General features: G+C 40.6%; 2 protein-coding genes. Both read left to right on the forward strand.

Translation table 11 applies throughout. From position 1 onward, the window contains the following. Window positions 1-34 precede the first annotated feature (34 nt). Window positions 35-544: a DUF4303 domain-containing protein gene (locus IJ23_RS23285; RefSeq protein ID WP_033907464.1), complete on the forward strand. Its 510-nt coding sequence runs from the start codon at window positions 35-37 to the stop codon at window positions 542-544. Between the two features lie 142 nt (window positions 545-686). After that, on the forward strand, window positions 687-1,094 hold the full coding sequence (locus tag IJ23_RS23290; RefSeq protein WP_033907463.1) for a DUF2513 domain-containing protein: 408 nt from the start codon (window positions 687-689) through the stop codon (window positions 1,092-1,094). The last annotated feature ends 17 nt before the right edge of the window (window positions 1,095-1,111 follow it).

Genomic DNA, 1,111 nt, shown 5'->3' on the forward strand with positions numbered 1-1,111 from the left:
ACACCTTAACAGGGCGTTATACATTTGGAGCAATATGAAACTTAAGCAACTAGAAAATATGCTCTACGAGGCGACCAAATCAATAATAGTAAGGTTATCGTCAGAGTTTCCGCTGCATCACTTTTATTACGTAACTTTGGTCACAACCGGAGAGGGACATCGACCTATATTTTCGGCTTGGTCAGACGAACTGTTGCAATCCGAAGCGTCATCCTCTGAAGACCGAGAAGAAATAAAATGGTCATATGCAGACTCACCGTTGTTTGGTTTCTGCGATGAATACTTCTCAGATGTTGAACTGCTTTTGGGCAATGTGACCGCTGAATGTGGTTTTAGTGAAGAAACTACGGCAGTTCTTTTATCTGCGATGGAGTCGACTCTTAAGCGCTTGGATATCGAAGGTTATTTAGATAGCTTAAATTGTCGAAATAAGCTTTATATCAACGCAGAAATCATGCCGCCAGACGCGACAAACGTTGAACGAGCATATAGGTTAAATCCGCGTGAGTCCTTAGATAGTTGGCTTCTAGAGGCGGCGGAATAAATGTATAACAAATTGTTCAAGAGTGATTCGGCACGCGTGGCATTTTTGCTATGCGTTAGTTTTAGTGGTTAAGGTGGTATGCGGGAGCTTCGGTATTGCGTGCCTCACACCTTAACAAGGCGTTATGTGAAAAGAGGAAGTTATGAGAGTTGATTACGACTATCTACATGAATTATTGAGAGTTTTCATCGATGACAAGAAGCCAGTTTTAACTTGTGAAGACTTCACTGAACACACTGATAAGGATCTTCAAAAGTTTTGCTTACATGTAAAATTACTTAGCGATCAAGGGTTGGTAGTAAATGCTTTCAAAGATAGTAAAGAGCTAGGTATTCAATTTGATTGGGATGATGAAGGTTACTATTTAGTTGAAGCCCCCTGGCGCTTAACCTCACAAGGTTATGACTTCGCTGCAACCTTAGATAAGCCTGAAATGCTAACTCTTGTTCGAGAAAAAATGGCAAATGAAGGCATTTCTGCTGTCGTTGATATATCTAAAAGTTTCGCACGTAAGAAACTCGAAAAGGTACTCGAGGAACATTTCACTTAGTATCAAGTTTGAAGTGC

Source organism: Vibrio sp. OY15 (genome assembly GCF_000742455.1).
GTDB classification, from domain to species: domain Bacteria; phylum Pseudomonadota; class Gammaproteobacteria; order Enterobacterales; family Vibrionaceae; genus Vibrio; species Vibrio alginolyticus.

What these genes read in the sequence shown, in the direction of transcription:
- IJ23_RS23290 (WP_033907463.1), top strand. Translation starts at nt 687, where the DNA reads ATGAGAGTTGATTACGACTATCTACATGAATTATTGAGAGTTTTCATC.
- IJ23_RS23285 (WP_033907464.1), top strand. Translation starts at nt 35, where the DNA reads ATGAAACTTAAGCAACTAGAAAATATGCTCTACGAGGCGACCAAATCA.